Annotated in this window: 31 protein-coding genes and 1 tRNA gene; 12 read left to right on the top strand and 20 right to left on the bottom strand. The window is 68.8% G+C overall.

The genetic code is table 11. The annotated features are described in order from the left end of the window. Window positions 1-315 precede the first annotated feature (315 nt). The 6 genes from OG737_RS08395 (at window position 316) to OG737_RS08370 (ending at window position 4,824) form a co-directional block, all read left to right on the top strand. On the top strand, window positions 316-744 hold the full coding sequence (locus OG737_RS08395) for a DUF3052 domain-containing protein (RefSeq protein WP_328925498.1): 429 nt from the start codon (window positions 316-318) through the stop codon (window positions 742-744). Window positions 745-888: 144 nt separating this feature from the next. After that, on the top strand, window positions 889-1,347 hold the full coding sequence (locus OG737_RS08390) for a peroxiredoxin (RefSeq protein WP_328925497.1): 459 nt from the start codon (window positions 889-891) through the stop codon (window positions 1,345-1,347). Window positions 1,348-1,514: 167 nt separating this feature from the next. Further along, on the top strand, window positions 1,515-2,090 hold the full coding sequence (locus OG737_RS08385; protein WP_030711348.1) for a TerD family protein: 576 nt from the start codon (window positions 1,515-1,517) through the stop codon (window positions 2,088-2,090). A gap of 161 nt (window positions 2,091-2,251) precedes the next feature. Then, window positions 2,252-2,827, top strand: coding sequence for a TerD family protein (locus OG737_RS08380; RefSeq protein ID WP_328925496.1), 576 nt, complete (start codon window positions 2,252-2,254; stop codon window positions 2,825-2,827). A gap of 25 nt (window positions 2,828-2,852) precedes the next feature. After that, complete coding sequence (locus tag OG737_RS08375; protein WP_328925495.1) at window positions 2,853-3,968, top strand: DUF475 domain-containing protein; 1,116 nt, start codon at window positions 2,853-2,855, stop codon at window positions 3,966-3,968. A gap of 115 nt (window positions 3,969-4,083) precedes the next feature. After that, window positions 4,084-4,824: a Tellurium resistance gene (locus OG737_RS08370; protein ID WP_328925494.1), complete on the top strand. Its 741-nt coding sequence runs from the start codon at window positions 4,084-4,086 to the stop codon at window positions 4,822-4,824. A 45-nt stretch (window positions 4,825-4,869) separates the two neighbouring features. Here OG737_RS08370 and OG737_RS08365 read toward each other — a convergent pair whose 3' ends face one another. Beyond that, entirely contained in the window at window positions 4,870-5,649 is a 780-nt protein-coding gene (locus OG737_RS08365; protein ID WP_405921381.1) for a TerD family protein, read from the bottom strand. A gap of 194 nt (window positions 5,650-5,843) precedes the next feature. On the opposite strand from OG737_RS08365, the gene OG737_RS08360 reads away from it, so the two are divergent. From OG737_RS08360 to OG737_RS08345, 4 genes are read left to right on the top strand one after another with little or no spacing between them, the layout of a single operon-like run. Next, window positions 5,844-7,010, top strand: a complete 1,167-nt coding sequence (locus tag OG737_RS08360) for an HpcH/HpaI aldolase/citrate lyase family protein (protein WP_405921380.1) — start codon at window positions 5,844-5,846, stop codon at window positions 7,008-7,010. 8 nt (window positions 7,011-7,018) lie between these two features. Then, complete coding sequence (locus tag OG737_RS08355; RefSeq protein WP_405921379.1) at window positions 7,019-9,586, top strand: phosphoribosyltransferase; 2,568 nt, start codon at window positions 7,019-7,021, stop codon at window positions 9,584-9,586. Further along, the gene (locus OG737_RS08350) at window positions 9,583-10,404 is read left to right on the top strand and encodes an HAD family hydrolase (RefSeq protein ID WP_328925490.1); all 822 of its coding nucleotides are present in this window, start codon (window positions 9,583-9,585) and stop codon (window positions 10,402-10,404) included. Before OG737_RS08355 ends, OG737_RS08350 begins: the two co-directional genes overlap by 4 nt. After that, window positions 10,401-11,069 (top strand): O-methyltransferase, encoded by a 669-nt coding sequence (locus OG737_RS08345; RefSeq protein ID WP_328925489.1) that lies wholly within the window; start codon window positions 10,401-10,403, stop codon window positions 11,067-11,069. The genes OG737_RS08350 and OG737_RS08345 overlap by 4 nt, the downstream gene beginning before the upstream one ends. On the opposite strand, the gene OG737_RS08340 is transcribed toward OG737_RS08345, so the two are convergent. The 3 genes from OG737_RS08340 to OG737_RS08330 form a co-directional block, all read right to left on the bottom strand. Beyond that, complete coding sequence (locus OG737_RS08340; RefSeq protein ID WP_328925488.1) at window positions 11,066-11,281, bottom strand: zinc ribbon domain-containing protein; 216 nt, start codon at window positions 11,279-11,281, stop codon at window positions 11,066-11,068. The two genes, OG737_RS08345 and OG737_RS08340, sit on opposite strands and share 4 nt — an antisense overlap. A gap of 28 nt (window positions 11,282-11,309) precedes the next feature. Then, on the bottom strand, window positions 11,310-12,038 hold the full coding sequence (locus tag OG737_RS08335; RefSeq protein WP_328925487.1) for a DUF4383 domain-containing protein: 729 nt from the start codon (window positions 12,036-12,038) through the stop codon (window positions 11,310-11,312). A gap of 70 nt (window positions 12,039-12,108) precedes the next feature. Further along, window positions 12,109-13,437, bottom strand: a complete 1,329-nt coding sequence (locus OG737_RS08330; RefSeq protein ID WP_405679990.1) for a hypothetical protein — start codon at window positions 13,435-13,437, stop codon at window positions 12,109-12,111. A gap of 21 nt (window positions 13,438-13,458) precedes the next feature. Here OG737_RS08330 and OG737_RS08325 point away from each other — a divergent pair. Beyond that, window positions 13,459-13,533 (top strand) — tRNA-Val (locus OG737_RS08325). Between the two features lie 68 nt (window positions 13,534-13,601). Here OG737_RS08325 and OG737_RS08320 read toward each other — a convergent pair. From OG737_RS08320 to OG737_RS08265, 12 genes are all read right to left on the bottom strand, one after another. Continuing rightward, window positions 13,602-14,756 (bottom strand): tyrosine-type recombinase/integrase, encoded by a 1,155-nt coding sequence (locus OG737_RS08320; RefSeq protein WP_405921378.1) that lies wholly within the window; start codon window positions 14,754-14,756, stop codon window positions 13,602-13,604. Next, window positions 14,756-14,944: a helix-turn-helix domain-containing protein gene (locus OG737_RS08315; RefSeq protein ID WP_405921377.1), complete on the bottom strand. Its 189-nt coding sequence runs from the start codon at window positions 14,942-14,944 to the stop codon at window positions 14,756-14,758. The genes OG737_RS08320 and OG737_RS08315 overlap by 1 nt, the downstream gene beginning before the upstream one ends. Then, window positions 14,941-16,320 (bottom strand): replication initiator protein RepSA, encoded by a 1,380-nt coding sequence (repSA, locus tag OG737_RS08310; RefSeq protein ID WP_405921376.1) that lies wholly within the window; start codon window positions 16,318-16,320, stop codon window positions 14,941-14,943. The genes OG737_RS08315 and repSA overlap by 4 nt, the downstream gene beginning before the upstream one ends. Beyond that, a complete protein-coding gene (locus OG737_RS08305) occupies window positions 16,317-16,634 on the bottom strand; it encodes a hypothetical protein (protein WP_405921375.1) in 318 nt (105 codons plus the stop codon). The genes repSA and OG737_RS08305 overlap by 4 nt, the downstream gene beginning before the upstream one ends. 4 nt (window positions 16,635-16,638) lie before the next feature. After that, the gene (locus OG737_RS08300; protein WP_405921374.1) at window positions 16,639-16,830 is read right to left on the bottom strand and encodes a hypothetical protein; all 192 of its coding nucleotides are present in this window, start codon (window positions 16,828-16,830) and stop codon (window positions 16,639-16,641) included. A 90-nt stretch (window positions 16,831-16,920) separates the two neighbouring features. After that, window positions 16,921-17,250, bottom strand: coding sequence for a SpdD-like protein (locus tag OG737_RS08295; protein ID WP_405921373.1), 330 nt, complete (start codon window positions 17,248-17,250; stop codon window positions 16,921-16,923). A 25-nt stretch (window positions 17,251-17,275) separates the two neighbouring features. Continuing rightward, window positions 17,276-17,431 carry a hypothetical protein gene (locus OG737_RS08290; protein WP_405921372.1) on the bottom strand — a complete coding sequence of 52 codons (156 nt, stop codon included), beginning with the start codon at window positions 17,429-17,431 and terminating at the stop codon, window positions 17,276-17,278. Between the two features lie 19 nt (window positions 17,432-17,450). After that, the gene (locus OG737_RS08285) at window positions 17,451-17,639 is read right to left on the bottom strand and encodes a mobile element transfer protein (protein ID WP_405921371.1); all 189 of its coding nucleotides are present in this window, start codon (window positions 17,637-17,639) and stop codon (window positions 17,451-17,453) included. Window positions 17,640-17,651: 12 nt separating this feature from the next. Further along, window positions 17,652-18,317: a DUF2637 domain-containing protein gene (locus OG737_RS08280; RefSeq protein ID WP_405921370.1), complete on the bottom strand. Its 666-nt coding sequence runs from the start codon at window positions 18,315-18,317 to the stop codon at window positions 17,652-17,654. An 85-nt stretch (window positions 18,318-18,402) separates the two neighbouring features. After that, window positions 18,403-19,755: an FtsK/SpoIIIE domain-containing protein gene (locus OG737_RS08275; protein ID WP_405921369.1), complete on the bottom strand. Its 1,353-nt coding sequence runs from the start codon at window positions 19,753-19,755 to the stop codon at window positions 18,403-18,405. A gap of 5 nt (window positions 19,756-19,760) precedes the next feature. Next, a complete protein-coding gene (locus OG737_RS08270) occupies window positions 19,761-20,105 on the bottom strand; it encodes a hypothetical protein (RefSeq protein WP_405921368.1) in 345 nt (114 codons plus the stop codon). 139 nt (window positions 20,106-20,244) lie between these two features. Continuing rightward, window positions 20,245-21,024, bottom strand: a complete 780-nt coding sequence (locus OG737_RS08265) for a GntR family transcriptional regulator (protein ID WP_405921367.1) — start codon at window positions 21,022-21,024, stop codon at window positions 20,245-20,247. Window positions 21,025-21,042: 18 nt separating this feature from the next. On the opposite strand from OG737_RS08265, the gene OG737_RS08260 reads away from it, so the two are divergent. Next, entirely contained in the window at window positions 21,043-21,510 is a 468-nt protein-coding gene (locus OG737_RS08260) for an NUDIX hydrolase (protein ID WP_405921366.1), read from the top strand. Between the two features lie 350 nt (window positions 21,511-21,860). Here the strand turns inward: OG737_RS08260 and OG737_RS08255 are convergent, their stop codons facing one another. The 4 genes from OG737_RS08255 to OG737_RS08240 form a co-directional block, all read right to left on the bottom strand. Then, on the bottom strand, window positions 21,861-23,588 hold the full coding sequence (locus tag OG737_RS08255) for an AIPR family protein (protein WP_405921365.1): 1,728 nt from the start codon (window positions 23,586-23,588) through the stop codon (window positions 21,861-21,863). Window positions 23,589-23,912: 324 nt separating this feature from the next. Next, window positions 23,913-24,260 (bottom strand): hypothetical protein, encoded by a 348-nt coding sequence (locus tag OG737_RS08250; protein ID WP_405921364.1) that lies wholly within the window; start codon window positions 24,258-24,260, stop codon window positions 23,913-23,915. Then, complete coding sequence (locus tag OG737_RS08245; RefSeq protein WP_405921363.1) at window positions 24,257-24,985, bottom strand: GntR family transcriptional regulator; 729 nt, start codon at window positions 24,983-24,985, stop codon at window positions 24,257-24,259. The genes OG737_RS08250 and OG737_RS08245 overlap by 4 nt, the downstream gene beginning before the upstream one ends. Beyond that, on the bottom strand, window positions 24,982-25,206 hold the full coding sequence (locus OG737_RS08240) for a hypothetical protein (protein ID WP_405921362.1): 225 nt from the start codon (window positions 25,204-25,206) through the stop codon (window positions 24,982-24,984). The genes OG737_RS08245 and OG737_RS08240 overlap by 4 nt, the downstream gene beginning before the upstream one ends. Between the last annotated feature and the right edge of the window lie 149 nt (window positions 25,207-25,355).

Here is a 25,355-nt window from a genome sequence, read left to right as displayed (position 1 = left end):
GGGTCGGTGGCAGGTGCGGCCAAATCGCAACCTTACGCCCAACTCGGTCACCTCCTTCGTGAGGCCGTTCGTCCCTCAAACAGGTAGGAAAGTCCTGAAGCGATGACGAATGAACCGGAATGGTGTGGGATGAATCACCCGAGGTGTATACGGAGGGGCTGAAAGTTGCGGCGAGACGGCCGCAATCGTCACCGTTTCGACGGTCTCGGCGGCCGGGTACTTGCGCGATCCGCCGCGCCCGTGTGGACTACGTCCAATGCTGCGCGTACGCGCGCCGCCGAAGAACATTCACCGAACATGAGCAGGAGGCACCCCGTGAGCGCGACCGCGGACCACGCGGAGAACCTGGCCGCCCGGCTGGGTTTCCAGTCCGAACAGGTGGTCCAGGAGATCGGCTACGACGACGACGTCGATCAGGAATTCCGTGACGTCGTGGACGGGCTCGTCGGCGAACTCGTCGACGAGGACTTCGACGACGTCGCCGACGCCGTGTTGCTGTGGTTCCGGGAGGACGACGGCGACCTGGCGGACGTACTGGTCGATGCCACCGAGCTGATCGAGGACGGCGCACTGATCCTGCTGCTGACCCCCAAGACGGGCCGCCCCGGCTACGTCGAGGCCAGCGACATCAAGGAAGCCGCGGAGACGGCCGGCCTTTCGCTGGCCAAGGGTCTCCCGGTGGGCAAGGAGTGGGGCGCCACCAAGCTCGTGACGCCCAAGACCGCCGTCAAGTCCAAGCGCTGAGCCGCGTCCCGCAGCCGAGCGGACATATCGCCACCCCGTCGACCCCGGTCGGCGGGGTGCGTGCGTTCGCGGCCGGGGCGTGCATAGGCTTTGCCTCACCCGAACAGCCCAACGCAGGTATGCAGGAACGAAGGGACGCGAGAGATGGCGATCCAGGTCGGCGACAAGGCCCCCGACTTCGAGCTCAAGGACAACCACGGCGCCACCGTGCGGCTCTCCGACTTCCGGGGGGAGAAGGCCGTGGTGCTGCTCTTCTACCCGTTCGCCTTCACGGGCGTCTGCACCGGCGAGCTGTGCGAGCTGCGCGACCAGCTGCCGCGCTTCCAGAACGACGACGTCCAGCTCCTCGCCGTCTCCAACGACTCCGTGCCGACCCTCCGGGTCTTCGGCGAGCAGGAGAGCCTGGACTACCCGCTGCTGTCGGACTTCTGGCCGCACGGGGAGACCTCCCGCGCGTACGGCGTCTTCGACGAGGAGAAGGGGTGCGCGGTCCGCGGCACCTTCATCATCGACAAGGACGGCGTCGTGCGCTGGACTGTCGTCAACGGACTGCCCGACGCGCGTGACCTGAACGAGTACATCAAGGCCCTCGACAGCCTCTGAGGCCCGTCGTCGGCTCGTCGGCCGCAGTTCGCTGTGAAAATCGCGTACAGGCGGGAACCCGTCACTAGGATCGAAACGTTGATCCGGTAGCTCCCCCAGCCAGCGCTGGGAGGGGCCCCCAGCACGACGGGGCACCGCCCCATACACATGAACCCAATGGAGGACCCGTGGGAGTCAGCCTCAGCAAGGGCGGCAACGTCTCGCTGACCAAGGCCGCGCCTAACCTGACGGCGGTCATCGTCGGTCTGGGCTGGGACGCTCGCACCACCACCGGTGTCGACTTCGACCTCGACGCCAGCGCGATCCTGACCAACGACCAGGGCAAGGTCGCCAGCGACGCGAACTTCGTCTTCTTCAACAACCTGAAGAGCCCCGACGGCTCGGTCGAGCACACCGGTGACAACACCACCGGTGAGGGCGAGGGCGACGACGAGGCGATCAAGGTCAACCTCGCCGGTGTCCCGGCCGATGTCGCCAAGATCGTCTTTCCCGTCTCGATCTACGAGGCCGAGAGCCGCCAGCAGAGCTTCGGCCAGGTCCGCAACGCGTACATCCGCGTCGTGAACCAGGCCGACAACAGCGAGCTCGCCCGCTACGACCTCTCCGAGGACGCCTCGACCGAGACCGCCATGGTCTTCGGCGAGCTGTACCGCAACGGTGCGGAGTGGAAGTTCCGCGCCATCGGCCAGGGCTACGCCTCGGGCCTGCGCGGCATCGCGCAGGACTTCGGCGTCAACGTCTGACCCCGAGAGTCATCACCCGTCCGGCGCCGTGCACTGTGTGTACGGCGCCGGACGGGCTTTACGGCCCTTCCGGGGGCCGCACGGCCCGCGCACGGCAGGACCCGCCACACACCCGCCACACCGCCACCATCGCCACACCGTCGTCCGGGGAGGACCACAGCATGGGCGTCACACTCGCCAAGGGGGGCAATGTCTCCCTCTCCAAGGCCGCACCGAACCTCACCCGGGTCCTGATCGGCCTCGGATGGGACGCGCGCTCGACCACGGGCGCGGACTTCGACCTCGACGCCAGCGCGCTGCTGTGCCGCGACGGCCGGGTCCTGGGGGACGCGTACTTCGTCTTCTACAACAACCTGAAGAGCCCCGACGGCTCCGTCGAACACACGGGGGACAACCTCACCGGCGAGGGTGAGGGCGACGACGAGTCGATCATCATCGACCTGACCAAGGTGCCGGCCGAGGTCGACAAGATCGTCTTCCCGGTCTCGATCCACGAGGCGGAGTCCCGCCGGCAGAGCTTCGGCCAGGTCAGCAACGCCTTCATTCGCGTGGTGAACCAGGCGGACGGCCAGGAACTGGCCCGCTACGACCTCTCCGAGGACGCCTCCAGCGAGACCGCGATGATCTTCGGCGAGGTCTACCGGTACGGGGGCGAGTGGAAGTTCCGTGCGGTGGGGCAGGGGTACGCGTCGGGCCTGAGGGGCATCGCTCTAGACTTCGGGGTCAACGTTTCGTAAAGCCGTACAAGACGATGGGGTGCCAGTGGTTCTCAAAACCTTCGGCTGGTCGTTCGCAATCACTGCGCTCGGTCTGGTCGCAGCGGTGTTCTACGGGGGGTGGCAGGCTTTCGGGATCGTCGCGATCCTGTCGGTCCTTGAGATCTCGCTGTCCTTCGACAATGCGGTGGTCAACGCCGGAATCCTGAAGAAGATGAACGCCTTCTGGCAGAAGATCTTCCTCACTGTCGGTGTGCTCATCGCCGTCTTCGGTATGCGACTGGTCTTCCCCGTCGTGATCGTGGCCATCAGTGCCAAGATCGGTCCGATCGAGGCCGTGGACCTCGCCCTCTCCAACAAGGTGATGTACGAGCAGCTGGTCACGGACGCCCACCCGTCCATCGCCGCCTTCGGCGGCATGTTCCTGCTGATGATCTTCCTCGACTTCATCTTCGAGGACCGCGACATCAAGTGGCTGGCCTGGCTGGAGCGCCCGCTGGCCAAGCTCGGCAAGATCGACATGCTGTCGGCGTGCATCGCCCTGATCGTCCTGGTCATCACCTCGATGACCTTCGCCACCCAGGCCCACCAGCACGGTGGCGTCCACGTGGACAAGGCGCAGACCGTCCTGGTCTCCGGCATCCTGGGCCTGATCACCTACATGATCGTCGGCGGCCTCTCCGGCTACTTCGAGAACAAGCTGGAGGAAGAGGAGGAAGCCGAACACGAGGCGGAGGAAGAGGCCAAGAAGAGCGGCAAGCCCGTCTCGGTCGTCGCCATGGCCGGCAAGGCCGCGTTCTTCATGTTCCTCTACCTCGAAGTCCTCGACGCCTCCTTCTCCTTCGACGGAGTCATCGGCGCCTTCGCCATCACCAACGACATCGTGCTCATGGCGCTCGGCCTCGGTATCGGTGCCATGTACGTCCGGTCGCTGACCGTCTACCTGGTCCGCCAGGGCACCCTCGACGACTACGTCTACCTGGAGCACGGCGCGCACTACGCCATCGGCGCCCTCGCCGTGCTCCTGCTCGTCACCATCCAGTACGAGATCAACGAGGTCATCACCGGCCTCGTCGGCGTCATCCTGATCGCCTGGTCCTTCTGGTCCTCGGTCCGCCGGAACAAGCGCCTGGAACTGGAGGGTTCCGCCGCCGAGGCATGACCGCGGCGGTAATGCGGAACGCTCCATCTGCGGGGCGGCCCACGGGGTCCACGGACCCGGCGGGCCGCCCCGCTTCCGTACGTATCAGGGGACCAAGGGATCAAGGGGGGTAGGGATGGGCTTCTTCGACGGCATCATGGGCAGCCGCGCCGTGCAGTTCCAATCGGGCAGCGCCTCGTCGAACGCGATCGAGCTGACCAAGCGGCATTCGACCGTGTCGCTCACCAAACAGGGGGCGGTCCACGGCAATCTGCGCGTCAACCTGTCCTGGCGCATGCGCACCTCGGACATCGGCGGCAGCTCCGGCCAGAGCGGCCAGCTCTTCCGGCATCCGTTCAAGCTGTTCAAGCCCGACATGGTGCAGGCGCACACCCAGGGCATGGTCAATGTCGACCTCGACATGGGCTGCCTCTACGAGCTGGCCGACGGCACCCGCGGAGTCGTCCAGCCGCTGGGCAACCTGCTCGGCGACATCAACGACCCGCCGTACGTCAAGCTCAGCGGGGACGACCGGTTCGGCTCGGCGTCCGGCGAGACGCTCTACGTCAATCTCGACCACGCCGACGAGATCAAGCGGCTGCTGGTCTTCGTCTACATCTACGACCAGACCCCGGCCTTCGACCGGACCCACGCCCTGGTCACCCTGTTCCCGGTGACCGGGCCGCGGATCGAGATCCCCCTGGAGGAGCGGCACCCGCAGGCCCGCTCCTGCGCGGTGGTCTCCGTGGAGCGCGTCAAGGGCGAGCTGGTCGTGCGGCGCGAGGTGAAGTTCGTGTACGGGTTCCAGGCCGAGCTGGACCGGCTGTACGGCTGGGGGCTCCAGTGGGGGCGGGGCTACAAGAGCGCCAAGGCCTGACCGGGGCCCCGGGCGGGGGCGTCAGCAGTGGTGTCGGCAGTGGCGTCAGCGGCGGATGAACTGCGGGCCCTGCACCGGCAGCCGGAACGACGGATCGGCGGCCGGACCGGGCACGGGGGCCGGGGACACCGGCTGCGGGTACCCATAGGCGGGCTGGACCGGCGGCGGGGCCTGCGTGGGCGGTGCCGGCGGGGCCATCGCGGCCGTCTGCTCGGAGGTGGCCCCCGCGCCGGGTCCGGCGGCGGGCCCGGCATCCGGGGCCGCCGCCGACTCGGCGGCGTTCTCGTCGACCGAGATCCCGTGGTCGGTCGCCAGCCCGACCAGCCCGTCGGAGTAGCCCTCGCCCAGGGCGCGGAACTTCCACCCCTCGCCCCGGCGGTACAGCTCACCGCAGATCAGCGCCGTCTCGGCACCGGTCTCGGGCCGTACGTCGAAGTAGGCCAGCGGTTCGGAGCCGCCGGCCGCCGTGGCGTCGTACAGGAGGATCCGCAGGTCGCGGACCTGCTGGAAGGGGACGTCCTCGGCGGAGGCGACCACCAGGATCCGGTCCACCGCCGGGGTCACCGTGCGCAGGTCCGCCTGGACGGCGTCGGTGACCGCGTCGCCGATCTGCTTCTTACCGAGTCGCCAGACGGCCCCCGAGGGGTGCCGCGGCTGGTTGTAGAAGACGAAGTCCTCGTCCGAACGCACCCGGCCGTCGGCGCCCACGAGCAGGGCGGAGGCGTCCACGTCCGGCACCTCGGGGCCGGCCGTCCAACGGAGCACAGCCCGGACCGCCACGGGGGCCACCGGGATGTTCGAGCCCTTCTGCATCGCGTGCGTCATGCACGTCATCCTGCCCTCCCGGGGTGGACCGGGACAATGCGGCCCCCCGTAGGGCCTTGTCCCGAACGCGAGAGCTGGGCATCGTGCAAGAGGGTTACCTGAACTTCATGTGCTTGAGGAACTCTTGACTCACGTTAGTACGTACTATTACCGGCCACGCCAGTTGGGCCGCCGAGGCAGTACGGGGGAAGCACATGCGTCACTTCGGGCACATATCGCCCACTGTCCGCAAGGACCTCTTCCACCAGGAACCGGCGGAATTCACCGGAGCCTCGCCCGCCCGCGTCCTCGCCGCGGCCCTGGGGGCGACGCTCTACAGCCCCGCCACGCGCCCCCAGCTCGCCCGGGACATCCGCAAGCAGGCCGGCCGCGGAGTCGTCTCGATGGTCCTCTGCCTGGAGGATTCCATCAGTGACGGCGAGGTCGCCGCGGCCGAGGAGAACCTCATCCGGCAGTTCGCCGAGCTCGACGCGGACACCGCCGAGCTCCCGCTCCTGTTCATCCGCGTCCGCACGCCCGAGCAGATACCCGACCTGGTGCGTCGCCTGGGCGGCTCCGCCCGGCGACTGGCCGGATTCGTACTTCCGAAGTTCAACGAGAGCAGTGGCACTCCCTTCCTGGACGCCGTCGCCCAGGCCGAGGCCGCCTACGGCCAGGGCCGGCTGTACGCGATGCCCGTCCTGGAGACCCCGGACCTCCTCCACCTCGAAACCCGCGTCGAGACCCTCGCCGGCATCTCCCGCACCGTCAACGACCACCGCGACCGGGTCCTGGCCCTGCGGCTCGGCGTCACCGACTTCTGCTCCGCCTACGGCCTGCGCCGCACCCCCGACATGACCGCCTACGACGTCCAGATCGTGGCCGGCGTGATCGCGGACGTCGTCAACGTCCTCAGCCGCGCCGACGGCACCGGCTTCACCGTCACCGGCCCGGTGTGGGAGTACTTCCGCAGCCAGCAGCGCCTCTTCAAGCCCCAGCTGCGCCGCAGCCCCTTCCTGGCGGAAGGCGTGGAGGAACTGCGCACCGCCCTGATCGAACACGACCTGGACGGGCTGCTGCGCGAGATCGAGCTCGACCGGGCCAACGGACTGCTCGGCAAGACGTGCATCCACCCCGCCCACGTCACGCCCGTCCACGCGCTGTCGGTGGTCTCCCACGAGGAGTTCAGCGACGCCCAGGACATCCTGCGCCCCGAGCGCGGCGGCGGCGGAGTAATGCGTTCCGTCTACACGAACAAAATGAACGAGGTGAAGCCCCACCGGGCCTGGGCCGAGCGCACCATGCAGCGCGCCGAGGCCTTCGGTGTGGCGAAGGAGGAGGTCGGCTTCGTCGACCTGCTCACGGCCGGGCTCCAGGTGTGAGCGGGCCGGTGACGACGAGGGAAGGCAAGACGATCGACACGGTGTGGTCGGGAACATGGGTCGCGGACCGGCTCGGGGTGCGACTGCGGGACGCCGAGGGGGGAGCCGGGGGACCGCGGCTGACGGAACTCCTCGGGCTGGCGCTGCGGCGCAACCCCAAGCGGGCGCACCTGCTGGTCTCGCAGGTCCTGGGCAAGCACGTCCCGCAGTCCCCGGCGGCCGTCTACGCCGCCGGATACGGGCTCGGCGAGCGGGTCCGGGCCCTGCTCGGCGCGGACGGGGCCGCCTCGGCGGTGGTCCTCGGCTACGCCGAGACCGCCACCGGCCTCGGCCACTGCGTGGCGGACGGCCTGGGCCCGGCCCCCTACCTGCACTCCACCCGCCGGCCCGTGCCCGGAGTGGAGCCCGCGGGAGGCTTCGAGGAGGCCCACTCGCACGCCACCTCACACCTGCTGCTCCCCGAGGACCCCGCGCTGCTGGCCGGCAGCGGCCCGCTGGTCCTCGTCGACGACGAGTTCTCCACCGGCAACACCGTGCTGAACACCATCCGCGACCTCCACACCCGCCACCCGCGCTCGCACTACGTGGTCGTCGCCCTCGTCGACATGCGCTCCGCGGCCGACCGCGACCGGCTCACCGCCTTCGCCGCCGAACTGGGCGCCCGCGTGGACCTCGTCGCCCTGGCCTCGGGCACGGTGTCCCTCCCGCCCGGCGTCCTGGCCGAGGGCCAGGCCCTGGTCGAGGAGCACGAGGCGGCCGCCGACGGCATCGCGCCCCGCCCGCAGGCACCGGCCCCGGCGGACGGCCCGCGCCCGGACCACGAGCGCGTCGACCTCGGCTGGCCCGCCCGGGTCCCGGACGGCGGCCGCCACGGATTCACGTCCGCGCACCGCGAAGCGCTGGACGCGGCCCTGCCGGCCCTGACCGACCGGCTCACGGCCGCGCTCGGCGAGCGGCCCGGCCGTGTCCTCGTACTCGGCAACGAGGAGCTGATGTACGCGCCGCTGCGCCTCGCCAAGGCCCTGGAGGAGGCGGGCGCGGCCCGCGAGGTCCGCTTCTCCACCACCACCCGCTCGCCCGTCCTCGCCGTGGACGACCCGGGCTACGCCATCCGCACCCGGCTGGTCTTCCCCGCGCACGACGCCCCGGCCGACGGCCCCGGAGACCGGTACGCGTACAACGTCGCGGGTGCCGGTTTCGACGCCGTCGTCGCCGTCGTCGACTCTGCAGGGGACACCCCCGAGCTGCGGTCGGGACTGCTCGCGAGCCTGGCTCCGCACACCGGCCGCGTCCTGCTGGCCGCCGTACCTTCCTACGTACCCGACCGGCAGGAGCAAGAGCCGATCATGACCGAGCCGATCACGGACGAGCCGATCACGCACGAGACGATCACGCACGAGACGATTACGCGCGGGCCGTTGCGCGAGCCGTTGCGCGGGCCCGCCTTCTCCTCCTACGCCGCCGAGGACGTCGGCTGGCTGCTCCAGGACCTCTCCGGCGCCGAGCTGGAGGCCCCGACCGAGGAGCGCGAGGAGGCGATACAGGCGGGCGGCGCCCACTACGCGGAATCGCTGCCCGTCGAGTACCAGCCCTCCCCGCAGTACCAGGACCTCTACCAGAGCGCCCTGACCGCCTCGGCGGCCCGCATCGCCCGAGCGGTCGGCACCGTCACCGAGACCGTCCTCGCCGAGCGCACCCCGTCCCCGGTCCTGGTCTCCCTGGCCCGCGCCGGAACGCCCGTCGGCGTCCTCATGCGCCGCTGGGCCCAGCTCCGGCACGGCCTGGACCTCCCGCACTACGCCGTCTCCATCGTGCGCGGCCGCGGCATCGACGCCAACGCCCTGCGCTGGCTGGCCGCCCACCACGACCCGGCCGACGTCGTCTTCGTCGACGGCTGGACCGGCAAGGGCGCCATCACGCGCGAGCTGGCCGCCGCCCTCACGGCCCATCAGCAGGAAGAAGGGGGCCCCGGCTTCAACCCGGAGATCGTGGTCCTCGCCGACCCCGGCTCGTGCGTGCGGACGTACGGCACCCGCGAGGACTTCCTGATCCCGTCCGCCTGCCTCAACTCCACCGTCTCCGGTCTCGTCTCGCGTACGGTGCTGAGGTCCGACCTGGTCGGGCCCGCCGACTTCCACGGTGCCAAGTTCTACCGCGAGCTCGCCGGAGCCGACGTCTCCGTCGACTTCGTCGACACCGTCGCCGCCCGCTTCGGCGAGGTGGCCGACGCCGTCGCCGCCGAGGTCAAGGAGCTGCTCGCGGCCGACCGCACGCCGGCCTGGGAGGGCTGGGAGGCGGTGGAGCGGATCAGCGAGGAGTACGGCATCCACGACGTGAACCTGGTCAAGCCCGGAGTCGGCGAGACCACCCGGGTGCTGTTGCGCCGGGTGCCGTGGAAGATCCTCGCGCAGCGCGGCGCGGGCGCCGACCTGGACCACGTACGGCTGCTCGCCGAGCAGCGCGGTGTCCCCGTGGAGGAGGTCGACGGGCTGCCCTACACGTGCGTCGGACTCATCCACCCCCGATTCACGCGCGGCGCCACCGGCGCCGACGGAAAGGCTGTGGCCTCGAAGTGACTGTCCTGGTAGCCAGTGATCTCGACCGTACGCTCATCTACTCGGCGGCGGCCCTCGGCCTGACCATGCCCGACCCGGAGGCCCCGCGGCTGCTGTGCGTCGAGGTCCACGAGAGCAAGCCGCTGTCCTACATGACGGAGACGGCGGCGGGACTGCTGGCGGAGCTGACGGCGGACCCGTCGGTCGTCTTCGTCCCGACGACGACGCGGACCCGCAAGCAGTACCAGCGGATCCGCTTCCCCGGCCGCCCGGCCCCGTACGCGATCTGCGCGAACGGCGGCCAGCTGCTGGTCGACGGGGTCCCGGACCGGGACTGGCGGCGGCAGGTCGCGGCGCGCCTGGCGCGGGAGTGCGCGCCGCTGGAGGAGGTGCACGCCCATCTGCTGGCGACGGCGGACCCGGCGTGGCTGCGCAAGGCACGGGTGGCGGAGGACCTGTTCGCGTACCTGGTCGTCGAGCGTGCCCTGGTGCCCGACGAGTGGCTCAAGTCGCTGACCGAGTGGTCGCAGGAGCGCGGCTGGACGGTCTCGCTCCAGGGCCGCAAGATCTACGCCGTGCCGCGTCCGCTGACCAAGAGCGCGGCGATGCACGAGGTGGCCCGCCGGACCGGCGCCACGGCCACCCTCGCCGCCGGCGACTCGCTCCTGGACGCCGACCTGCTGCTGGCGGCGGACGCGGCCTGGCGCCCGGGCCACGGCGAGCTGGCGGACGCCGCCTGGACGGCGCCGACGGTGACGGCCCTGTCCGCGGCCGGAGTGCTGGCAGGTGAGGAAATCGTCCGCGCATTCGGCAGGGCGGTTGCGACACTGGCCGTATGACCAAGGGCAACAGCACCAAGATCACTGACGATCTCTACCGGTACATGCTCGACCACAACCCCCCGCTGGACGAGGTCCAGCGGGGGCTGGTGGAGACGACGTACGCCAAGTTCCCGGACGTCGCCGGAATGCAGTCGGCGCAGGAGCAGGGGCCGCTGCTGGCCTTCCTGGTCCGGCTGACGGGCGCCCGCCACATCGTGGAGGTGGGCACCTTCACCGGCTTCTCGGCCCTGTCGATGGCCCGGGCACTGCCCGCGGACGGCCGTCTCATCGCCTGCGACGTCTCCGAGGAGTGGACGGCGTACGGCAGGGAGGCCTGGGCGGCGGCGGGCGTCGCGGACCGCATCGAGCTGCGCATCGCGCCGGCGCTGGACACGCTCCGAGCGATGCCCGCCGAGCCGCACATCGACATGGCCTACGTGGATGCGGACAAGGAGAGCCAGATCGCGTACTGGGAGGAGCTCGTGCCGAGGCTGCGTCCGGGCGGCCTGATCGTCACGGACAACACCCTGTTCCACGGCACGGTCCTCGACGAGTCGGCCACCGGCTCGGCGGCCGGTGTCCGCGCCTTCAACGAGCACGTCGCGGCCGACTCCCGCATGGAGTCCGTGATGCTGGCGATCTCGGACGGCCTGACGCTCTCGCGCAAGCGCCAGACCGTTTAGCCGCAGCCGCCCCCACCACAGCAGCCCCCGCCGCCTCCCGCCCGGGCGGGCGCGGGGGCACTGCTGGTACCGCCCACGGCGACGGCGGAGAGCAGCTTGACGGTGTCGGCGTGCCCGGCGGGGCAGTCGGCGGGCGCGGAGGACTCGGCCATCGGCCGGCTCACCTCAAAGGTGTCGTCGCAGGTCCGGCAGCGGAATTCGTATCGAGGCATGCGGCCAGGTTAACGGCGGCGGGAGGAATTACGGCAGGGCCTGGACCCGCCTCCCGGTCTGTGCCGCCGCCCGCTGCTCCCGGGCCGCCTGCTCGGGATGGCGGGCCCGCCAGTACGGATTGTCGTGCGGCAGCGCGCTGCCCACCCGCCCGTACATCCCGAACCACATCAGCATCACGCCGACGACGAAACTGAACAGCACGTTCTGGATCTCGAAGGCCAGGAAGTTGAAACCGGTGTCCAGCAGGGCGAGATTGACGAATCCACTCAGGATGAACAGCACCCCGAGCACGATGTTCAAGGTGGAGGCGAAGGTCCCGCCGATCACCATCCCGACGAACAGCAGCACCCCGATACAGATCGACAGGACACTCAGCGCGCCGTTGGTGTTCAGCGCGAGCACCGTGTCTCCGCCGGTGTCGAAGAACCCGATCTCGTCGATGAGCCCCAGGATGCCGAAGACGACCAGCAGCAGTCCGGTCAGGCCGGCGCCGACCCGGTAGACCTTGCCGAGCTTGTGGTCGACGGGCAGGTGCTCGTCGAGCTCGGCATTGACCGGGTGCAGAAGGCGCTGCAGCCTGCCGGGGCCGGCCGGCGGCTCGTGGGTCTCGTACGGCTCGTGGGGCACGTACGGTGCGTAGTTCTCGTGGGGCTCGGTGCACCCGTAGAGCGCGTGAGCCGTGTAGGAATCCTGCGGTGCGGACGGTGCCTGGGGTGCACGGGCTGCACGAGGCTTGTGGGACGTGTGGGCAGCCATTGCGCCCTCCTCTGCTCCGTTTCCGGCCCCTCCAGCATCCGCCGATGCCTGCCCCCCGACAACCCCGGCCTCAGCCTGCGGCGCTCCGGCCCCGCATATCCGCCACCACCCGGCCCACCGCCATCCGGACCTCCTCCATCTCCTGCAGGAAATGCCAGTAGTCCGGGTGCCGCCCCTCCAGCCCCGCCAGCGCCCGCTCCATCCGGGCCACCGCCTCGTCCAGCGGCCGCGCGTGCCGCGGATCGGGCACACTGCGGCCCGCCATCGCGAGGCGCTGCGCATCCCGGATCGCGAACCGGGTCCGGTCCACCTCGGCCTGCGGGTTCCGCGCCACTTCCTCCAGCCGCGTCAGCCGGTCCTGCGCGGCCGACACCGCCTCGTCCGTGGCCTCCAGCGAAGCCCGTACCCCGTCGATCAGCACCCCTACGTCGGCCCAGCGCTGCTCGTCCCGCGCCCGGGAAGCCTCCTCGAGCCGGTCCTCCGCCAGCGCGACATCCCGTATCGCCTGGTCAGGGACGTGCTGCAGGTCCTGCCAGCAGGCCGCGCTGAACCGGCGACGCAGCTCGCTCAGGACCGGATCCACCCGGTCCGCCCGGTTGCGCAGCGCCTGGGCCCGCGTCCGCAGGCTCACCAGCCGCCGGTCGATCTCCGCGGCCCGCTCCGGCAGCCGCGCCGCCTCCGCCCGTACGCCCTCGGCGTCCCGCAGGATCCGGTCGGCGCGCTGCACGGTCTCCTGCACCCCGTGCTGGGCCGCGCCCTGGTTCAGCTTGGTCAGCTCCGGGCCCAGCGCGGCCAGCCGCGCCGCCAGATCATCGGCCCGCATCCCCTTCGCCCGTACGGCGTCCAGCGCGTCGCTGGCCGCCAGCAGCGCGGCCTTGGCCCGCTCCCGGGCCGGCGCGACCCGGGCGAGCTGCGTCTCGGCCTTGTCCAGCAGCGGCTGCAGCCCCTGCGCGAACCGGTCCAGCTCCCCTTTGGCCCGCACCAGCTCATCGCGCGCCCGGGTCAACTGCTCCCGGGCCTGCGTGGCGACGGAGGCCTCAAGATCCACCCGGTCCAGGTCGTGCGCGTCGACGGCCTCGATGTACACATGGCTGACCTGGTCGATCCGCTGCCCCAGCGCGGCGAACCCCTCGCTCGCCTGCCGCGCGGCGGGCGACCCGTCCGCGGCGGCGATGGTCTCGATCGAGATCCGCAGATCCCGCTGCGCGGTGTCCAGCTCGTAGAACGCCGCGGCGGCGGCATCCTTGGCCGCCTGCGCATCCGCCCGCCGACTCTCGTCCCGCCCACCGAACCAACGCCGGGATGCTGTTGTCACAATCCCTCTCCCGTACCGCGTCCGCCATGCCCCGGACCATTCTCCCTCACGGGAACGGGTTTGCGTGGGGGGTGCGCTCGCCATGTAGGCTGTTCACTCATCCACGGGTGCGTAGCTCAGGGGTAGAGCGCTGCTCTTACAAAGCAGATGTCGGCGGTTCGAAACCGTCCGCGCCCACCAGTACAAAGGCCCCCCGCCGATCATGGCGGGGGGCCTTTGACATCTGCATCTGACATCAACGGGAGCGGTCAGGGACGGCCGGGCCGCTGCCTCAGCAGCCGGTCCATGTGCCCGATGGCCTCGCGCTGCGTGTCCTGCACGACGTGCGCGTACACGTTCATCGTGACAGCGATCTGACTGTGTCCGAGGATCTCCATCACGACGCGGGGCGGGACGCCGGCGGCGGTCAGCAGAGTAGCCGTCCCATGCCGCGCGTCATGCAGCCGAATCACCCTGAGACCGGCGTCCTTGGCCACCCGGGTGAAGGACCGGTAGACATTCCGCGGCTCGATGGGCCGCCCAGTCCGGGTGGTGAATACGTACCCGGTCTCCTCCCACTTCTCCCCGGCCTTGGCCCGCATCTCCGCTTGCTTCATCCGCTGCCAACGCAGGGGAGCGACGCAGATCCCGGGCAGGGGAAGCGTCTGCCGACGCCGCTTGCCCTTGGGGCCGTCCTCGTAGGCCTCGCCGCCAACGCGCTGCCGCTGAGTCCGCACCCGGATCTCCCGCTTCTCAAGGTCCACGTTCTCCCACCGAAGCCCGACGATCTCGCCCCGCCGGAAGCCGAGCGCGATGGCCAGCACGAAGGCGGCGAACAGCGGGTCCTTGCGGCCGGCGGCGAGGAAGTCCAACGTCTCCTGGAGGGTCCACGGCGACAGCTCCCGATCCTCAACCTTCGGAGGCTCCACCAGTGTTGCCACGTTCCGAGTGACCAGCTCCTCCCGGACGGCCGCGGTGAGAGCGGTTCGCAGTACCCGATGTGACTCCTTGGCGGTCGCGGCGCTGGTCTTCTTCTGGAGCTGTACGAGGACCCGCCGAACGTCGCCCACGCTCAGCGATTCGAGCCGCTTCGACCCGAGCAGGGGCACGAGGTAAAGCCGGACGTGCACTTCGTACTTGGCATGGGTTGTGCGCTTGCGGTGGGGCTTCACGATGTTGTCCAGCCAGTACGGCAGCCACTCGGAGAGCTTGGCGGAGCGCGTGGGCACGGGCACGCCCTGGTCCACCTTGGCGAGCAGGTCCCGGCGCTTCACGTCGCACTCGGCCCAGGTCTTGCCGTAGGCGAACTTCCGGGCCCGGGTGCCGTCGGGCTGGAGGACGTAGACAGCGGCCTGGAATCGGCCGTCCTTGCGCTGGGTGATCGTGCCCGCGCCGTTGGGATTGCGCTTGCGCTGGGTGGCCATCAGGCGGCCTCCTCGATCTCGTGGTCGATGAACTCCCGGACGGCGTGGGCGGGGATCCGGCGAGCCCGGCCGATGGTGATGGACACAAGCCGACGCGATCGGATGAGGTCGTAGACCGTCGAGCGCCCCAACTTGAGCCGCTGCATGACCTCGGGCACGGTCAGCAGTTCGGCGGCGGCGGTGGTCACGACGCTGCTCCTTCCAGGGCGAGTTGGTCTTGCAAGGCTTCGCGGGCGGTCTGGCGATTGAGCTGGATGCCGCGGGCGATGCTGGCGGCGAGCACGGACTCACCGGGGGAGTGCCCATGTCCCGCGTATTGCCAGGAAGCGAGGACGAGCACGGTGTCCGGCTCGATGTCGCCAAGGCCGTGGGATTCGCGTTCCTGGGCGGCGCGGTAGTCGGCACGGGTCTGGCGGAGGGCGCCGAGGGTGGTGGAGTACTGCCGGGACTTGGTGGAGAAGTGGCCGCGGAATCCGAGCATGTGTGACCAGGCGGCGAGGCGACGGTCCGGGTAGAGCAGGTCCAGGTCGAGGCAGGCTTCGATCAGGCGGGCGGTGTGGTCGGGAACGTCGAGGAGGACCAGGGCTTCGCGGTTGCCGATGCGGCGGTCGAGGGTGCCGGTGTTCTCGGCAGCTTTGGTGGCGTACTTGGCGACGTACGAAGCCACTGCCTGCTCGGTGATGTCGGAGCCGTCACCGAAGGCCCTAATGGGGCGTACGTCGAGCTGTGTGCCCCACCGGAAGGTGCGGGCGGGCTGGTCTCCGGTGGCGGGGAGGCTGACAGAGGTGTACGAGTGGGCGACGGCGGCCCGGATCGAGGCGTCGAGCAGTTCGGTGCTGGCCCAGGCGGGCGGAGGGCTGTCCGGTCCGTCGGGTCCGTCGATGCGGATGACGGCGTGGAAGTGGACGGCGCCGCGCTTCTGGAACTCGGCGACCTTGCCGTAGGAGATCCGGGCGACTTCCTTCAGGGCGCGTTGGGAGAGTCCGGCGTAGGCGGCGATCTCTCGGCGGAGCCGCTTGGCGAAGCGGTCCCAGAGGGCGCCGGCCATGTTGTTGAAGAGGGCGGCGGCCGCGTAGTCGTATGTGGCGCGGTTGAGTGCGGTACCGAGTTCGGCGGCGTCCTCCTGGTGGTGCTTGCCGCACCGGCACGGGCGGCTGGCGGGCCGATTGTGGACCGAGCCGAAGGACGGGGCGGTGAGGGTGGCGAAGACGCGGGGGTGTTCGCGGACGGTGGCGGGGATGTCGCGGTGGTCGTCTCCGGCGAGGCCTGCCCGGATCAGGTGGTAGGTGTCGCCCGCGTAGGTCCAGGCGCATGCGGGGCAGCGGGAGGCGCGCCGGTTGCCGCAGGCGATGCGGAGGCGTGCGCCGGGTTCATTCTCAGTGGAGTACCGGTGCAGGGTCTCGCCGGTGGTCTTGTCCTTGGCGACGGTCCAGCCGGTGATGTGGATCGGGTCGGAGCAGCCGCCGGTGCGAAGGATCTGGTCCTTCCAGCGGTGGTGGTCAGGGGCCGAGGCCACCCTCAGCATGTCGCCGAGGGTGGCCGGGTCCTGGAGCAGGTTGGTCACGCGGTCACCACCTGAGTGGCGAGCGGGAAGAGTGCGTAGACGTGCAGGGAGATCGAGCCGAGCGGCACGGTGAACCCCAACTTGGTCTGGTCCTTGCGGGTAGTGATCGCTACGTCGGTGCTGTCCATGTGGAGGGCTTCGCGCCATGCTTCGACGTCGCTCGGGTGGTCGAGGAGCGCGTGGGCTTCGCCGGGGGTGATGTCGGAGGTGGTGAGGTAGGCACCGGGCAAGTCCGGGTGTGTCTGGGCCAGGCGGGCGAGTGCGGCGAGCATCGGAGCCTGGGTGGAGAGCAGACCACCAAGGGTGTCGTTCATGCGGTCACCGCCCGGCCGAGGCGGCCGCGGTGCGGCGGATGGTGAGCCGGATGCCGGTGCCGTGGCAGGCCGGGCAGTACGCGGTGATCGTGCGCAGGTGGCCAGTGCGGTCGCGGCCGCCGAGGGTGATGGCGACGGAGGGGTGGCCGCCGCAGTTCGGGCAGACGCGCCCGGGGGCGTGGGTGTGCTGGGCCATGATGGTGCTTCCTTCCGGATCGTTTGGTTCGGGCAGGAGTGCGGCGCCGGGACGGCGGAAGCTTGGCGGTTGAGGCCGTCCCGGGGCCGGTCAGCGGCGGGTCTGCTGGTTGAGCAGGGAGCGCAGGACGACGGCGCAGACGGCGACCGAGGCGCCGGTGATGGCGACGGCCAGGAGCATGGAGACCAGGACCGCGCCGACGACGAGGACGACGCCCGTTCCGGCGGCAACGGCGGTGAGAAGGCCGGCCGGGGTGAGGCGGACGGCCGGGACCCGGGACGAGGTGGCGGGAGCCGGCGTGTGGTCGCAGCCGCAGGCCGGGGTGGCCGTGTGGTGGGGCTCGACGGCGGTGGTCGGGTGGACGAGCGGGGTGACGAAGCCGGTCGGGAGCGGGTTGACCGGGATCTTGGGCCGGATCATGGGCGGTTCTCCTTTCGCGGTGGGGCTACTTGATTGCGGCGTCGATGGCGGGTGCCAGGAGGCTGCTGGCGAGGAGGTAGCCGCCGAGGAGGAGTACGGCGACGAGCCACCAGGGCGGGCGGATGAGCTTGACGGCGAGTGCGCCGACGACGATCACGCAGAGCCAGAGCGGTACGTCCATGGCGGGTTCTCCCTAGAGGTCAGCGGGCGGCGCAGCGGTGGGACTGGGCGGCGAGTTCGGCGGCGGCGCGGCTGGAGTAGTCGGCGGACCAGTCGCAGCGCGGGGCGGTGCAGGCGGCGGCGTGGGCCTCGCGGCCGTGGCGGTCGGTGTAGGTGCCGACCTCGACCGGGCCGATGCGGCGGACGTCGCGGAAGCGGTAGCGGGGCATGGGCTGTTCTCCTCAGGCGAGTTGGGCGGCGATGGCGTCGGCCATCGGGGCGGGGACTCCCAGGCGGGTGCGCAGCGTGTCGGGGTCGATCGGGCCGCCGGTCCGGGCGTGGTGATCGGCGGCGATCTTCCGGGCGTAGTCCAGGAGGGCATCCGGGACAGCGACCGCAGGAGCAGCGGGCAGCGCGGGGGCGGGCTCCGGAGCCGGGATCTCGGTGACCGGCGGAGCGGCCTCAGACACGGGCTCGATGTCCAGGGACACGGGCGCGGACTCGGCGTCGTCCACAGCTGTGGAAGGCGACTGCTCTGCCGGGGCGTGTGCCAGGAGGGTGCCGCCGAGGAAGGCGAGGGCGGGCCATCCGGCAACGAGGATCCGCAGCCAAGCCGGGACGGTGTTCAGGTCGAGAAGGCCGGCGGTGGCGACGTTGGCGCCGAGGGACGCGGCCAGGGCGACGGCGAACCAGGTCCACGCCGAGCGGGTCTGATCTCCGGTATCCCGCAGGAGCCGGAGTCGGCGCCAGGCGGCGACGAGGAGCAGATCCACGCTGATCGGGTAGGCCCAGGCCTTCCAGCCGTCCTGTCCGGCGGCTTCGGCCAGGTCGTGGAGGTGGGCGAAGGACAGGGCACCGGCGATCACGGCCTGTACGAGGACGGCGTCCGGTCGGAGCGTGGGGCGCATCGCGGGTCTCCTCCTTCCTGTTTTGGGCATGGGAGGGGTAGGGACGTGGCGCGAGGTGGTCGCGCCGACCAGGTGGGGTGAGAGGTCAGACGCTCTGTTTGGCCGGGGACGGGATCGCGGCCGCAGCGGGGTGGTGCGGGCGGAAGGCGTCCAGGGCCGGGATGCCCGGGGTGAGGTGCTCATGTTCGGCGCAGGCGGCCGCGGCTTGGTCGAGGGAGACGAACGGGGACCGGATACGGGCCCAGCCGCCGGTGACGAGGCCGATCACGGCAGTGCCGGGACGTTCGGCAGCGATGGAGGTGGCGGCGCCCACGGCACGGAGGCTGATGTCTCCGAGCGCCATCTTGGCGGAGGCTTCGTCGTTGACGCGGTGGGCGACGCGGCCCGTGAGCTGGGCGCGCAGGGCGGTGGCGCCGGTGCCGAGTTCGGAGCCGAAGCGCTGGCCGCAGACTTCCAGGTAGATGGCGGCGGCACGGCCGAGCTGAGCCAGCCGGACGAGCTGCGTGACCATGTGATCCCGCCGCTTCTCGTCGGACTTGTTGGCGATCAGGAACAGTTCGGCGACCTCGTCCACGATCAGCACCAGCGGCACCGGACGGATGTCCTCGGGCAGGCCCCAGACGTCCGAGGTGATCGACTCCGGCGGGATGTCGGAGGCCAGCTGCTGCGAGGCCCGGATCAGTTCGTAGCGGTTGGTCATCTCCTCCACGAGCAGGTCGAGGAGAACGGTCGCGTCCTCCGGGGTGTAAGCGAGGGCGGACAGCCGGCGGGAAAACGGGGCCAGCTCCACACCCCACTTGCAGTCGATCCCGACCAACGCGACCCGCTGAGACGCCAGGCCCGCGACCAGCCCGCGCAGGTAGACCGACTTCCCCGACTCCGTGGCCCCGATAACCAGTTCATGAGGGCTGGCACGAAAGTCCCGTACGTGCGTTGCACCATCGGCCCGCAACGCCACCGGGACCTTGAGCAGTTCGGACGGGAGCTTACGCGGCATGGTGACCCGGCGCAGGACGTCGTAGGCGATCAGCCGCACTTCCAGAAACCCGGGCTTCAGGGCTTTGACGTGCACCCCGTGCATCCGCCAGGAGTGCCGCAGACGCTCGGTCGCGGCGTCGAAGTCGAGGACTTCCTGACCTGGCAGGATCTTGACCCTGAGCACCAGGCCGGAACGGGTGATCCGCATCCGACGCAGCTTCGGGACCGCCTGCGCGGGTACTCGGTCCATCGCCGCCGCCAGGATCACCCGGGACCGGGACGGCTGCTCGGTCAGGCCGCAGGCCTCCATCACCGAGCGGTACGTCCATGCCAGCCGGACCACGGTGGCCAACCATCCGAAGCCGAGCCAGTACCAGACCGGGCGCTTCCCCCTCAGCCACCCGACGAGGGCGGCGACCAGGACTAAGCCGACCAGCGCGGCGAGCTGTCCCCCCGACACCGGGGTCAGCCCTTGACCGGCGCGGCGAGGGCGGTGACGGCGGCGGCCCGGAAGCTGATCCCGTGCCGCTTCTGACCGTTGAACTCGTTCTCCCACGGCCGGGCCATCAGCCCGGTCAGCGCCACCGGCGTGCCCATGACCAGGTCGTCGGCCACACCCGGCTTGGGCACAGCCACGGACAGGACCTCGGCCTCACCGTTCGCGGCGAACAGCACGTCCACCGTCACCATCTGGGCGCCGGTCTCGATGTCGACGGCGATCTCACCGGTGCGACGGTCCTTGATCTTCGGCGCCGGAGGCACAGCCACCATCACCAGCGCGGCCGACGTATCTACGGGGATCTGACGCATGCGGGATCACTCCTCTATAGATGCTGGACTCCGTCACTCATGTATAGGAGTGACATGAAGAAGAGTGCCCGACTCCTATACATGAGTCAACCCGCTACGAAGGAAAACTCGCAGCGGGCTGTGGGGAGTTGAGCGACCGTCAGTCGGCCGCCGGGATCCGGTACTCGAAGACGAACTGGTCAGCCGCCATGAGGGTGTCGCAGACCTCCACGACCCGCCCCTCCTCGGTCACGGCATCTCGCAGCAGGTGAACCACCGGAGAACCGGGGCTGAGAGCCAGCTCTGACGCTTCCGCCTTGGCCGCCGGCCGGGCCTGCAACGTCTCTACGAACTCCGCGAAGACGTGGCCGTGATCCTCCAGCCGGGCATAGATGCCACCACCGCCGGGGTTCTCCTCGAAGAGTTCCGGGATGTCCCGCACCACGTCCCAGGGCAGGTACGACGTCGCCGTCTCGACGGGCGTGCCGTTGCGGAAGTACAGGCGCCGACGTGCGAGCACCTTGGTTCCGACGTCGACGCCGAGCCGCTCGGCGATCCCCTGCGGGGCCTCCATCGGCCCGATGTAGATGACACTGACCTTGGCGGTCGCACCGGACTGCGCGGACTCGGCCAGGTACGCGGCTTTCCCACCCTGACGGAGCGACCGGCGGAAGCGGTCCGAGGACCGGTGACGTACGGGCGGACGTGCCTTCACATACGAACCCTTGCCGTGCCGCGTGTCCACAAGGCCGCTGGCACGGATCTCAAGCATGGCTTTGCGAATGGTCCCGCCCGAGACGCCGTAGCGCTCGACCATGTCGGCTTCACTCGGCACCTGGTCGCCAGGCTTCAAAGCGCCGGCGCGGATCTGCTGGACGATGTCCTCGGCGATCTGCAAGTACCGCGGTACGGCCTTGCCACCTCCTACAGCTGTTCCCATGGTCCTTCGCTTCCTCCTATGCTCATGTACATGAGTAACAGTGCCCCGTCGACCCGGTCAACGCCACGCCACTCCGTATCAGTAGCGGGAGTGGTGGTTCGGGATGACGGGCGGCTGCTGGCGATCCGGCGCGCGGACAACGGGACGTGGGAGCTGCCGGGTGGGGTGCTGGAGCTGGCGGAGACGCCGGAGGACGGGGTGCGCCGGGAAGTCCTGGAGGAAACCGGGATCCACGTCGAGGTGGACGAGCTCACAGGGGTCTACAAGAACGTCGTTGTCGGCGTCGTGGCCCTGGTCTTCAGGTGCAAGCCTTCCAGCGGCACCGAGCGCACGTCTGACGAAACCACGGCAGTCCAGTGGCTCACGCCCGCAGAAGTGTCCGAGCGGATGTCCCATGTCTATGCGATCCGACTGCTGGATGCCCTGGACGGGGACGGGCCTCACGTTCGGAGTCATGACGGGCGCCAGCTGCTCACGGTGCGGTGAGAGTTTCCCTACTTCATCAAGGCACCCGCCGCGCACAGCGCGGCGCGCGCGGCCCGTCGCCCGGGCCTGCGCTCCTGTCTCCGCCCCGCTCCACCCCGGCCGCCGGCCCGCACGCCTACGGCTCGGGTTGATGGGTGGGACAACCCGCTGTGGCTGGGGCGGTCGGCTCCACGGCTTTACCCACCTCCCCGGGTCGGGGCCCGCGTCGAGCAAGACCAGGGGGCCACTCGATCACATTGCGGTCAGGCCCAAGGGCTGACCGAGTTGCCAACCAGCGTACGGCCCCCTGATCATGCTCGACCCCAACCCGGGCAGGACACCGGCCAAAGCCGCTCCGCCGACCTAGGTGCTCAAGATTGAGGGGCGGATCGCACCTGGACTCCAAGTGATTGCTTGAGAGAGTCGGTGAAAGTCCTGGTCTTAGCGACGTCCAGAGTGAGTTTGGGGACACCCAGGCTGGAGTCAACGGCTTTGGCCGCCTGCATGAACGCCGCAGTGGCCTGCGCGTTATCCCAGAGGATTTCGCAGATAGAGTTGCAGTATCGCTCTATCTTATTAGCTCCAAGCGCCGGCATGTCTGCACCCCCGGCAATGTAGCGCAGTGCCATCAGTAGATGATATCGAGCTGGCTTGTATTTTACGGGGACACCCCCGCTGCGAAAAAGGAACTCAAGTTTAAAATGGGCGTAAGCTGAGACATAATAAGGCTCCAGCTTGTGCCCATCATTGAAGATACGCGTGCCGACCTGGGTCTGAAGGTCAGCGTAGTAGCTAATGGCTCGATGCGGCTCGTCGAGGAACATGGCCGCGAAGGCGCGAATCTGCTGCGACTTGGTTACGATCCGAACCTTCTTGATGCCGGACACTGCGTTGTACTGCTTGGAGCGTCGCTCGTAATAGAGTCGCTGATCATCACTGTATGAGCTCAGGAACCCCTCCAGTTTTTTGGCGAACGTACCGAGCGCATACAGGTCTTCATTTGTCACCTGGGTCTGACGATTGGTCGCTGTAATGATGGAGTTCACTACGTCTTCATCCTGGGTCGCGACGATCTTCAGAGGGACTTGAACTTGCTCGTTGAGGTGCTCCTTTTGGTCGAATAGTACGTGACTCGTCTGGCAGCCGTTGACGATCTGGTAGTCGCTAATGGCAACCTTGTCCCGCGTGGTGGTCAGCTCGCGAGCCACAATGGTGACTCCGTTATTCAGGACGACGAACCTACCCTTGCTGGAATCCTCCTCAAGAGTTCGCTTGATGTCGGCGTTCACGGAATTATATTCCTGGAAGTCGCGAACATTGTCATTAAAGAGGGATTTTCGGATATTTCCGGAGCCGTCGGATAGAATTTTAATAAACTCCGGGCCGGAAATTACACCGAGATAGGATTCCGATACGCCGGCAATATCAGGAAGGAGGACTTTATTGGAGAAGGAGAATTCAGTGGTGACGCTATTCTTGCTACGTAGGTAGCCTGCATGCAACTCGTCGGCACCCATCGGAAAGAAACTCACTTCCGAAAATAGCCCAGTTGCTTTAAGCCCTGCGACCCTTTTGTCGATCTTCTTTGTGAGGTATTCGTCGGCCACCCACTGGCCAGTCGTGACGAAGCTAAGGCGACATTGAGGCTTCGCGCGGCGGAACCGCAGGCTATTGTCGTAGATCTTCTGCATGAGGGCGCGCGAGTTGCTGACCATTTCGTTCATTGGGAGCGTCGCAACTTCCGCGAAAAATTCATCAACACCGTCGAGGAAGGTCGTGATTTGCTCGCCCGCGAAATTAGAGCTTGTTTTCGCCTGAATGAAGCAGAAGGTTACGTCCAGCGTCCCATTGATCTTGAGTAGTCCCTCCATGTCTTCGATGGAGTTCACGAGGCTACCGTTGACGACTATCCCAATGCCGTCGATTCCTAGGTCATCGCCGCCACCGGTGTGCACATCGGTGATGTTGAATTCATCATCGTAAGAGTCGGAAATTACGCAATAGTCGGCGAAGAGCTCGAATGCGAGGGACTCGCCGAGGTGCTCGATCGACTGCTCGTCGCGAAATGCATTGAGATAGGCCTTGGTGACGCGATCCATCTACTCCCCCGGTGTTGATCTGTCGGTGCCGACCTTCGACAGGTTAGCGATCAGCAGGGCGCGGAGGGCAGTTCTGCTCTACGTCCCGGGCTGGGCTACAGCACTACCCCTCTCAACGTTCCCGCATGCCTTGGCAGCGGCCCGTCTGCGGCCTCGCAGTCCATTCGTGGACGGCCGGGTTCGCGCGAGGTGTGGATGTCCCAGGACCTGCTGAAGCGCGTCAGACGCACGGTGCCTCCGGAGCCGTTTGTTAGTCGCAGTTACACATGAGCAGCGAAGCCCCCAGAGATCGCCTGGGGGCTTCGCTGTCGATGGGGTGTGGTGCTAGTAGCCGGAGACCGCCGGCGAACGCGGGGTGACGCCGCGTTCTTCGGGAGTGGAGGGGGCTGGTGTCGGTAGGCGGTGGCCGCGGCTGGTTGCTACGCGGACCGCGTCTCGCAGGGCTCCGGACAGGTCCGTTGCCAGGAGGCGGAGTTCGTCCGGGTCGGCCTCCTTGTCAGCGAGGACTTGGAGCGCATGGTCCAGGAGCTCCGTTCCTAAGCCGAGTTGTACCGCTTCGGTGTTGTCGGCGAGGCGGGACAGGTAGCCGGCGTTGTCGTCAGCGCTCAGGAAGCAGGGTTTGCCGTCCGGGCCCGACCACGGCAGGAGTCGCAGCTCGCTGTGAGGTGTCATCCTTCCGTCCTTCTGGCTTCGGTCGTGTGGCGGGTGGTGAAGACTGCGTCGGCACGGTCGCTAGGGAGTACCAGGAGAGCCGCCTCTACGACACGGCCGGTGGTGTCGGTTGCCACGCGCGTGATCGAGAGAACGGCCAGGGTCGAGCTGATGCGGAGGAACGTCGCTTCATCCGCAGTCGGGAGACGGGCGCTGGCTTTCTCCTCGACCTCGGCCAGCGGCGGGCGCAGCTCTGCCAGTCGTGCTGTTAACGCACTTCCGGAGATGTCGGCCGGCGCCAGGTCACGAGGGATGTAGATGCGGGCGAGGCTGTGCGGCGATTTGCCCTCGTGACTGAGGCAGAGGAATTCCGTCAGGGGGCTGCGAGGCGAGACCTTCAGTAGGGCGGTCAGGTGGCCGTGTGCTCGGAGGTGGGTGGTGCGGACGGTGGTGTGGAGAGCTTCCTCGGTTGGGGTCTGTGCGCCCGGTGGGCATCCGCCGCCGACGTAGGTGATTCTGCGGAGGGGGTGGCGGACGAAATTGCCGCTGCCGTGGATCTTCTCCACGAGGCCTTCGCCCTGGAGGAGCGCGAGGGCGTTCCGCAGCGTTGGCGTGCTGACTGTGTAGCGGGCGGCGAGTTGAGCCTCAGAGGGGAGACGCTCCCCGGCCTTCAAGCGGCCTGTGGCGATCTGGTGCCGGAGATCATCGGCGATGGCGTGACGGCGGGAAGGCACGGGCCGGATCACCGCTTCCTCATCATCCGAAGGGCGAAGAGTTGGCTTCGGGCGTGCATTGTCAGCACCTCGCCCGACTCGAAGGACAGCCGCTTCGCACCAGCGGGCAGCTGGACGAGGTCGGTGACCCGGCACGGCTGGCCACCGATCTGGATGATGTCGCCGCGCTGCACGCAGACCGATGTGATCTCGATGTTGGCGGCTAACGAGCCGCTGGGGGCCCATCCCCTCACTGGTTCACCTGCTGCGGTTCCGACGCATCGTCCGTGGTGTGGCAGGAGCAGTCGCAGGCCTCGTAGGTCACGGGGACACCCACCGGTGCTGTGGCGGGGGACGACTGGGCGCATTCGCGGTGTGTGCCGATCGCGCACGAGCTCGACCG

It is taken from the genome of Streptomyces sp. NBC_00122 (genome assembly GCF_045160845.1).
Lineage (GTDB): Bacteria > Actinomycetota > Actinomycetes > Streptomycetales > Streptomycetaceae > Streptomyces.
The sequence above is the reverse complement of the archived record's forward strand: the minus strand, read 5'-3'. Positions and strand labels throughout refer to the sequence as shown.

What these genes read in the sequence shown, in the direction of transcription:
- OG737_RS08390 (WP_328925497.1), top strand. Translation starts at nt 889, where the DNA reads ATGGCGATCCAGGTCGGCGACAAGGCCCCCGACTTCGAGCTCAAGGAC.
- OG737_RS08380 (WP_328925496.1), top strand. Translation starts at nt 2,252, where the DNA reads ATGGGCGTCACACTCGCCAAGGGGGGCAATGTCTCCCTCTCCAAGGCC.
- OG737_RS08370 (WP_328925494.1), top strand. Translation starts at nt 4,084, where the DNA reads ATGGGCTTCTTCGACGGCATCATGGGCAGCCGCGCCGTGCAGTTCCAA.
- OG737_RS08365 (WP_405921381.1), bottom strand. Translation starts at nt 5,649, where the DNA reads ATGACGCACGCGATGCAGAAGGGCTCGAACATCCCGGTGGCCCCCGTG.
- OG737_RS08360 (WP_405921380.1), top strand. Translation starts at nt 5,844, where the DNA reads ATGCGTCACTTCGGGCACATATCGCCCACTGTCCGCAAGGACCTCTTC.
- OG737_RS08345 (WP_328925489.1), top strand. Translation starts at nt 10,401, where the DNA reads ATGACCAAGGGCAACAGCACCAAGATCACTGACGATCTCTACCGGTAC.
- OG737_RS08340 (WP_328925488.1), bottom strand. Translation starts at nt 11,281, where the DNA reads ATGCCTCGATACGAATTCCGCTGCCGGACCTGCGACGACACCTTTGAG.
- OG737_RS08335 (WP_328925487.1), bottom strand. Translation starts at nt 12,038, where the DNA reads ATGGCTGCCCACACGTCCCACAAGCCTCGTGCAGCCCGTGCACCCCAG.
- OG737_RS08330 (WP_405679990.1), bottom strand. Translation starts at nt 13,437, where the DNA reads ATGGCGAGCGCACCCCCCACGCAAACCCGTTCCCGTGAGGGAGAATGG.
- OG737_RS08320 (WP_405921378.1), bottom strand. Translation starts at nt 14,756, where the DNA reads ATGGCCACCCAGCGCAAGCGCAATCCCAACGGCGCGGGCACGATCACC.
- OG737_RS08305 (WP_405921375.1), bottom strand. Translation starts at nt 16,634, where the DNA reads ATGAACGACACCCTTGGTGGTCTGCTCTCCACCCAGGCTCCGATGCTC.
- OG737_RS08300 (WP_405921374.1), bottom strand. Translation starts at nt 16,830, where the DNA reads ATGGCCCAGCACACCCACGCCCCCGGGCGCGTCTGCCCGAACTGCGGC.
- OG737_RS08295 (WP_405921373.1), bottom strand. Translation starts at nt 17,250, where the DNA reads ATGATCCGGCCCAAGATCCCGGTCAACCCGCTCCCGACCGGCTTCGTC.
- OG737_RS08290 (WP_405921372.1), bottom strand. Translation starts at nt 17,431, where the DNA reads ATGGACGTACCGCTCTGGCTCTGCGTGATCGTCGTCGGCGCACTCGCC.
- OG737_RS08285 (WP_405921371.1), bottom strand. Translation starts at nt 17,639, where the DNA reads ATGCCCCGCTACCGCTTCCGCGACGTCCGCCGCATCGGCCCGGTCGAG.
- OG737_RS08280 (WP_405921370.1), bottom strand. Translation starts at nt 18,317, where the DNA reads ATGCGCCCCACGCTCCGACCGGACGCCGTCCTCGTACAGGCCGTGATC.
- OG737_RS08270 (WP_405921368.1), bottom strand. Translation starts at nt 20,105, where the DNA reads ATGCGTCAGATCCCCGTAGATACGTCGGCCGCGCTGGTGATGGTGGCT.
- OG737_RS08265 (WP_405921367.1), bottom strand. Translation starts at nt 21,024, where the DNA reads ATGGGAACAGCTGTAGGAGGTGGCAAGGCCGTACCGCGGTACTTGCAG.
- OG737_RS08260 (WP_405921366.1), top strand. Translation starts at nt 21,043, where the DNA reads ATGCTCATGTACATGAGTAACAGTGCCCCGTCGACCCGGTCAACGCCA.
- OG737_RS08255 (WP_405921365.1), bottom strand. Translation starts at nt 23,588, where the DNA reads ATGGATCGCGTCACCAAGGCCTATCTCAATGCATTTCGCGACGAGCAG.
- OG737_RS08250 (WP_405921364.1), bottom strand. Translation starts at nt 24,260, where the DNA reads ATGACACCTCACAGCGAGCTGCGACTCCTGCCGTGGTCGGGCCCGGAC.